9 protein-coding genes are annotated in these 7,114 nt (G+C 69.9%); 7 read left to right on the forward strand and 2 right to left on the reverse strand.

Annotation, left to right across the window (positions count from 1 at the left end; translation table 11 throughout):
* The 4 genes from ABT078_RS35370 (at nt 1) to ABT078_RS35385 (ending at nt 4,075) form a co-directional block, all read left to right on the forward strand.
* Nucleotides 1-1,398: a DUF6421 family protein gene (locus ABT078_RS35370; RefSeq protein ID WP_351235220.1), complete on the forward strand. Its 1,398-nt coding sequence runs from the start codon at nt 1-3 to the stop codon at nt 1,396-1,398.
* A 26-nt stretch (nt 1,399-1,424) separates the two neighbouring features.
* A complete protein-coding gene (locus ABT078_RS35375) occupies nt 1,425-2,183 on the forward strand; it encodes an SDR family NAD(P)-dependent oxidoreductase (RefSeq protein WP_351235222.1) in 759 nt (252 codons plus the stop codon).
* Complete coding sequence (locus ABT078_RS35380) at nt 2,180-3,259, forward strand: threonine aldolase family protein (RefSeq protein WP_351235238.1); 1,080 nt, start codon at nt 2,180-2,182, stop codon at nt 3,257-3,259. The genes ABT078_RS35375 and ABT078_RS35380 overlap by 4 nt, the downstream gene beginning before the upstream one ends.
* 123 nt (nt 3,260-3,382) lie before the next feature.
* Nucleotides 3,383-4,075, forward strand: a complete 693-nt coding sequence (locus tag ABT078_RS35385; protein ID WP_351235224.1) for a B3/B4 domain-containing protein — start codon at nt 3,383-3,385, stop codon at nt 4,073-4,075.
* Between the two features lie 39 nt (nt 4,076-4,114).
* Here ABT078_RS35385 and ABT078_RS35390 read toward each other — a convergent pair whose 3' ends face one another.
* Together ABT078_RS35390 and ABT078_RS35395 are read right to left on the reverse strand one after the other, a co-directional pair.
* Nucleotides 4,115-4,837, reverse strand: coding sequence for a lysophospholipid acyltransferase family protein (locus ABT078_RS35390; RefSeq protein ID WP_351235226.1), 723 nt, complete (start codon nt 4,835-4,837; stop codon nt 4,115-4,117).
* A 209-nt stretch (nt 4,838-5,046) separates the two neighbouring features.
* Entirely contained in the window at nt 5,047-5,463 is a 417-nt protein-coding gene (locus ABT078_RS35395) for a DUF4395 domain-containing protein (RefSeq protein WP_351235228.1), read from the reverse strand.
* Nucleotides 5,464-5,551: 88 nt separating this feature from the next.
* Here ABT078_RS35395 and ABT078_RS35400 point away from each other — a divergent pair, with 88 nt between their 5' ends.
* The 3 genes from ABT078_RS35400 to ABT078_RS35410 form a co-directional block, all read left to right on the forward strand.
* Nucleotides 5,552-5,965 carry a TlpA family protein disulfide reductase gene (locus tag ABT078_RS35400; protein WP_351235230.1) on the forward strand — a complete coding sequence of 138 codons (414 nt, stop codon included), beginning with the start codon at nt 5,552-5,554 and terminating at the stop codon, nt 5,963-5,965.
* A 208-nt stretch (nt 5,966-6,173) separates the two neighbouring features.
* Entirely contained in the window at nt 6,174-6,680 is a 507-nt protein-coding gene (locus tag ABT078_RS35405) for a flavin reductase family protein (RefSeq protein WP_351235232.1), read from the forward strand.
* A 189-nt stretch (nt 6,681-6,869) separates the two neighbouring features.
* Nucleotides 6,870-7,114 (forward strand): electron transfer flavoprotein subunit beta/FixA family protein (locus ABT078_RS35410; RefSeq protein WP_502981467.1); only part of this gene is annotated, 245 nt, incomplete at its 3' end.

Raw genomic sequence — 7,114 nt, forward strand, 5'->3', positions numbered from 1 at the left:
ATGACGGAAATTCTTGTGCAGGATGCTTCTGGTGGGGACATAGCCACTGCGGAGCGAGTGGTCGATCACCCGGCGTGGCTGACGCTCAAGAACGCCGTCGGGGAGATCCGGCCCTGGCAGTCCAAGGACGGCTCGATCGACTTCGACGCCGAGGGCGCCCCGGTTCGCGCCGCAGCCGAGTACGCCGTCGAGCGCCTGACCGCCGCGATCGAGGAGCTCTCCCCGCTGCTCCCGCACGACGCCGCGTACCACCGCGCGCTCGTCGCCGACCTGCAGAAGTGGGCCGACAGCGCCTTCGACGTGCCGGACTTCCTGGACTCGCTCCTTGCCTTCCAGCCCGCCGCGAACCGCGTGGACGGCCTCCAGCACCTGGTCGTCTTCCCCATGTACACGCAGAACGGCAACCCGGACCGCAATCTCGAAGCGGTCGTGCTGCGCATGGTCTGGCCGGACTGGCTCGCCGAGCTGGAGGCCACCCGCTACGACAACCCGCTCTTCTGCGGGATCACCTTCGAGGACTTCACCGCCGGGTACGACACCAACTCGGCCGTCCTGTTCCCCGAGACCATAGCCGTGCGCGAGGCCCCCGAGCGGTTCAGCTGGGGCGGCATCTTCTGCGACCGCGAGGCCGCCCGCTTCCGCCGTGTCACGGCCGCGGCGGTGGAGCTCCTCGGCATCGAGCTCCCCGACGACATCGCCGTCATGGTCCACGACCAGGAGCGCTGCGAGAAGGCCTTCGTCCTCTGGGACATGGTCCACGACCGCACCCACAGCCACGGCGACCTGCCCTTCGACCCCTTCATGATCAAGCAGCGCCAGCCGTTCTGGATGTACGGCCTGGAGGAGCTGCGCTGCGACCTCACCGCCTTCAAGGAGGCCGTGAAGCTCGAGGCCGAGGGCAACCCGCACGGCCGCGACGTGCAGTACGCGGTGCTCTTCGACCGCATGTTCCGCTTCCCGGTCACCGGCGACCGCGTCCGCAACTACGACGGTCTCGGCGGCCAGCTGCTCTTCGCGTACCTGCACAAGCACGACGTGGTCCGCTGGACCGACAACAAGCTGAGGATCGACTGGGAGCGGGCCCCGCAGGTCACCAACCAGCTCTGCGCCGAGATCGAGACGCTGTACCGGGACGGCATCGACCGCCCCAAGCTGGTCCACTGGTTCAAGGCGTACGACCTGGTCGCCGACTACCTCGCCCCGCACCCCGGCTCCCGCTGGGCCAAGGGTCCCGACGCCCTGGACGTCTCCCAGCCGCCGCGCAAGCTCGTGGACGACGTGCTTCCGGACGAGTTTCCGCTCAGCATGTTCTATGAGGCGCTCTCCAAGAAGCTGAAGGACGTGATCGCCTCCACCCAGGGGATCACTGCCGACGCAGCTGAGCGAGTCGCCGCGTGAGCTCTCGCACGGAGGAGACGACCACTATGAACTCGAACGGCAATGGTGGAGTGCTGGACGGCGCCGTGATCGCGGTGGCCGGTGCCGCAGGCCCGGCCGGCCGCGCCACCCTGCTGCGCCTCGCGGAGGCCGGAGCGGTCGTCGTGGGTGCCGACGCGGACACCGAGCGCCTCGCCGAGGCGGTCGACGCCGCCCGGTACGCGCACGGCGGCGCGACCGTCACCGGGGACACCGTCGACCTGCTCGATGCGGTTGCCGCGCAGGACTGGGCGAACCAGACCGAGAAGGAGTTCGGCCGCATCGACGGTCTCGTCCATCTCGTCGGCGGCTGGCGCGGCAGCGCCACCTTCGCCGAGACCAACCTCGCCGACTGGGACCTGCTGGACAAGCTGCTGATCCGCACCGTCCAGCACACGTCGCTCGCCTTCCACGAGGCGCTGAAGCGCAGCGACCGGGGCCGCTTCGTGCTGGTCAGCCAGTCCGGCGCGGCCAAGCCCACCGAGGGCAACGCCGCCTATGCCGCGGCCAAGGCCGCCGCCGAGGCCTGGACCCTGGCGCTCGCCGACTCGTTCAGGAAGGCTGGGGGCGAGGAAGGCCCGCGGACGGCGGCTGCCATCCTGATCATCAAGGCACTGGTGCACGACGCCATGCGCGCCGAGCGCCCGAATGCGAAGTTCGCGGGCTTCACGGACGTCAAGGAACTGGCCGAGGCCATCGCCGGAGTCTGGGACCGGCCCGCCCCGGAAGTGAATGGACAGCGTCTGTGGCTGACCCCCAAGCCGTGATCCCGTCGAAGACCGTTCGCACGGATGCCCGCCGCCACCACGACCCCGACGTCCGGGGCTTCGCGAGCGACAACTACGCGGGCGCGCACCCGGAGATCCTGGCCGCCCTCGCCCTGGCCAACGGCGGCCACCAGGTCTCCTACGGCGAGGACGACTACACGGACCACCTCCAGCGGATCATGCACAGCCACTTCGGCGCATGCGCGGAGGCGTTCCCGGTCTTCAACGGCACAGGGGCCAATGTCGTCGCCCTCCAGGCGCTCACCGACCGCTGGGGGGCGGTGATCTGCGCCGAGTCCGCGCACATCAACGTCGACGAGTGCGGGGCGCCCGAGCGGGTCGGCGGGCTCAAGCTGCTGACGGTGCCGACGCCGGACGGCAAGCTCACGCCCGAGCTGATCGACCGGCAGGCGTACGGCTGGGACGACGAGCACCGCGCCATGCCGCAGGTGGTCTCGATCACCCAGAACACCGAGCTGGGCACCGTCTACACGGTGGAGGAGATCCGCGCGATCGTCGAGCACGCGCACGGCCTCGGCATGAAGGTCCATCTCGACGGGGCCCGGATAGCCAACGCCGCCGCGTCGCTGGACGTCCCCATGCGCGCGTTCACCAACGCGGTGGGCGTGGACGTCATCTCGTACGGCGGCACCAAGAACGGCATGCTCTTCGGCGAGGCCGTCGTCGTCCTGAACCCGGACGCCGTCAGCCACATGAAGCACCTGCGCAAGCTCTCCATGCAGCTCGCCTCCAAGATGCGCTTCGTCTCCGTGCAACTGGAGGCGCTGCTCGCGAAGGACCTGTGGCTGCGCAACGCCCGGCACTCCAACGCCATGGCCCAGCGCCTCGCCGAGGGCGTACGGGCGGTGGACCGCGTCGAGATCCTCCACCCGGTCCAGGCCAACGCGGTCTTCGCGCGCCTTCCGCACGACGTGAGCCGGCGACTGCAGCAGCGCTTCCGCTTCTACTTCTGGGACGAGGCGGCCGGCGACGTTCGCTGGATGTGCTCCTTCGACACCACGGAGGACGATGTGGACGCCTTCCTCCAGGCGCTGAAGGAAGAGATGGCCCGGTAGCAGGGCCGCCGCCCGGGAACGGGCACAAAAGGTCAATGAAGTGGACTGCGTAGTGCCGTATGATGGACTGCGCAGTCCCTTCCGTCGCGCTCCCGAGCGCTGAACGCCGAAGCAAGGCAGACGATGACCCTCACGCTCACCGTGTCCGACGAGGTGCGCAGCCTCGTACCCGGCTTCACCCATCTCGTGACCGAGGCCCGTGGCCTGGTCAACGGTCCCAGCAGCGAAGCGAGTTCGGCGCTGCTCGACGATGCCGCGCGCCGGCTCGCCGAGCGGCTGGACGGCCACGCACCGCACGAGGACCCGCACATGACCGCCTGGCGCGCGGCCTACAGCGCCTTCGGCGCCAAGCCGTCCCGCACGCGCAACTCCGCGGAGGCGCTTGCCAGGCGCGCGCTCGCCGACGGCGGCCTGCCGCGCATCAACCTCCTCGTGGACGCCTACAACGCGATCAGCGTGGCCCATCTGATCCCGGTCGGCGGCGAGGACCTTGACCGTGTCCAGGGCGGCATGCGTCTCGTGCGCGCGACCGGCGACGAACCGTTCGTCACCGCCGCGGCGGGCGAGGAGACCGTGGAGCACCCGGAAGCGGGCGAGATCGTCTGGTGCGACGACGAGGGCGTCACCTGCCGGCGCTGGAACTGGCGCCAGGGCCCGCGCACCCGGCTCACCGAGGAATCGGTGAACGCGATCTTCCTGCTGGAGTCGCTCCCGCCCATGACGACCGGCGAGCTCGAGGCCGCGGGCGCCGAACTCGCCGAGTCGCTGGAGAAGCTGAGCCCCGGGGCGCGGATCACCGTCCACACCCCGAAGTGACGTTTCTGCCCGTCGGCCCGGCTCCGGAGGACGAGCCGCTCAGCTGGCCTCGCGGACCTCGGCCGGGGTCGGCGCCGTGCCCCCGAGGTGCGCGGGCACCCACCAGGTGTCGCTCGGGTCCTTGGGACGTACGGGATACGCGCGCTGGGCCGACTCCAGCAGCTCCTGCACCCGCTCGCGCAGCCGACGGGTGATCGCGCCCGCGTACTGGTCGGTGGGCGCCTCCACCGGCTCCCCGACCCGGATGGTCACCGGGATGTGACTGCGCCTGAGGTTCTTCGGCCGCCCCTTGGTCCACAGGCGCTGGGTGCCCCACAGCGCCATCGGGATCAGCGGCACCCCGGCCTCCTGGGCGAGGCGCGCCGCACCCGACTTGAAGCTCTTCAGCGTGAACGACTGGGAGATCGTGGCCTCCGGGAAGACCCCGATGATCTCGCCGGAGCGCAGCGAGTCCAGCGCGTGCGCATACGCCGCCTCGCCCTGCGAGCGGTCCACCGGGATGTGCTTCATCCCGCGCATCAGCGGACCCGAGATCCGGTGCCGGAACACCGAGTCCTTCGCCATGAAGCGGACCAGCCGCTTCTGCGGCAGCGCCGCCAGACCGGAGAAGATGAAGTCGAGGTAGCTGATGTGGTTGCTCACCAGCACCGCTCCGCCGGAGCGCGGAATGTTCTCCGAACCCTTGGTCTCGATCTTCAGGTCCAGCGCCTTGAACATTGTGAGAGCGGCGCCGACGACCGGCCGGTAGACGAGCTCTGCCATGTGTGGGGAGACCCTTCCTTACTGTGCCCCGGGGAGGGTTCGCCCGGCGGAAGTTACGCAGCCGTAGGTTTTCCGGCATTGGGCAGATCGTGCCCCATGCGCGGCGTAACGGCCAGTCCTGGGGCCGTCGCACGGAGAGATTCTTGTCACGTCGCGTAACCTCGTCGCTCCCGACACGCGGTCATCGCGCTCACGACGCGCTCAACAGATCAGCCGCGTGCCGCCGTTGCCCGGCGGAGCAGCACGTACATCTCGCAGCCGAGGCAGTACGAGAAGGCGGCGTTCAGAAACGCCGCGGCCAGCGCGCACGCGGTGGCCGCCGTCCCCAGCCACTCGGGCCCCCAGGCATAGCCGACGAGCCCCGGCACGGCGAAGCCGAGCCCGACGGCCTGCGCGAAGCGCGGCGGGGCAGGGGACTCCAGCTCCGTGGGCGGGCCGATCCGCGGCCTGACGGCCGTCCGGAACAGCCATCCGTACGGGGAGCGCTGGACGCCGGCCACGGCCCCGACCGCGAAACACAGCGTCTGCCAGGCGAGCAGGATCCCGCTGGAGGTGATGAGAACGGCCGCAAGTACGACGGTGGTCACGGCGGCGCCGAAGCGTGGCCCTCTGACGTCGATGTCCATGCGGCCCAGGATCCCGCAGGACACGCGGAGAGCGGGTGCGGGAATCTTTGCGATCCTGTGAACGCTGGAAGGGAGTCGGGAGGGAACCATGACCGGACTGGTGGTGTGCGCGGTGGTCCTCGCGGTGGCGGGGGCCTTCGGTCTGCTGCACCGGAGGAACAGCGGGAGGCTGAAGGTGCGCGGGCGGGACGAGGAGCGCAGGCTCGGCGCGGCCGATCTGGGGGCGGAGCTGGGGGAGCGGGCCACGCTCGTGCAGTTCTCCAGTGCCTTCTGTCAGCCCTGCCGGGCGACCCGGCGGACCCTTGCCGAAGTGGCGGGCATGGTGGGCGGGGTGGCCCATGTGGAGATCGACGCCGAGGAGCGGCTCACGCTGGTGCGCGAGCTGGAGATCCTGAGGACGCCCACCGTGCTGGTGCTCGACGCGGGCGGCCGGATCGTGCGGAGGGCGTCGGGGCAGCCCCGTAAGGCCGATGTGATCGCGGCGCTCGGCGAGGCGGTGTGAGCGGGGCGTGCACGTGTCGTGACACAGCTCGCATCTCCCAGGGCCCACTTGACTGCACCTGCCAACAATCGTCAGTCTGACGAGGTGCCACGACGACTCCTTCTCTTCGGGCGGCCCCATGTGGACCTGGCCCGCAACGCGAGCGCGCGCTGTCCGGGTGCCTGAGCGACCACGGACCCGTACGCGCCCACCGCAGAAGGACGACTCCATGACGGCTTCGCCCGACCTCGGCACCCCTCGGCTGGCCTCTCCCGATCTCCTACGCTCCGTCTTCCGGCAGCACGCGGCAGGCGTCGCCGTCATCACCGCCCGGGGTGAGCGCCCCGTCGGCTTCACGGCGACCTCGCTCAACTCCGTCGCGGCCGAGCCGCCCCTGATCTCGTTCGGCATCGGCACCTCCTCCTCCAGCTGGCCCGTCGTCTCGCGGGCCGAGCACATCGGCGTCCACATACTCGGCGAGCACCAGCGCGAGCTGGCGGCGACCTTCGCACGCAGCGGCGCCGACCGCTTCGCGCCGCCCACCCAATGGCGTACCGGACCCGAGGAAGTTCCCGTCCTGGACGGGGTGCTGGCGTGGCTGGTCTGCCGGGTCGTCGCCCGGGTGCCGGCGGGGGATCATCACATCGTCGTCGCCGCGGCCGTCGCCGGGGACCCGGCCGGTGCCGGCCGCCCGCTCCTCTATCACCAGGGCCGCTTCAACGCGCTCAGGGACTGAGAGATCCCGACTACGCAGCGTTGGCAAGGTCACAGTTCCAAGCGCTTGCTCAGCGGGTACGGAGTGGGTGTACTGGTGAGTAATATTTCGTTCGGAGTGCCGGTCGCCCCGACCGGAAACCCCGCCTTCAGGCGCCTATGCTGCCTGCACAAGGCAGCTCAGAAATGACGATGCAGTAGGAGAGCCGGCGTGAGCTTGAGGATCGTTGTCTGTGTGAAGTACGTGCCGGATGCCACCGGTGATCGGCATTTCGCGGATGACCTGACGGTCGATCGTGATGATGTGGACGGTCTGCTGTCGGAGCTGGACGAGTACGCGGTCGAGCAGGCGCTGCAGATTGCCGAGGCGGCGGACGACGCGGAGATCACGGTGCTGACGGTGGGTCCGGAGGATGCGAAGGACGCGCTGCGCAAGGCGTTGTCGATGGGGGCGGA

It is taken from the genome of Streptomyces sp. NPDC002133 (assembly GCF_040296405.1).
GTDB lineage: Bacteria > Actinomycetota > Actinomycetes > Streptomycetales > Streptomycetaceae > Streptomyces.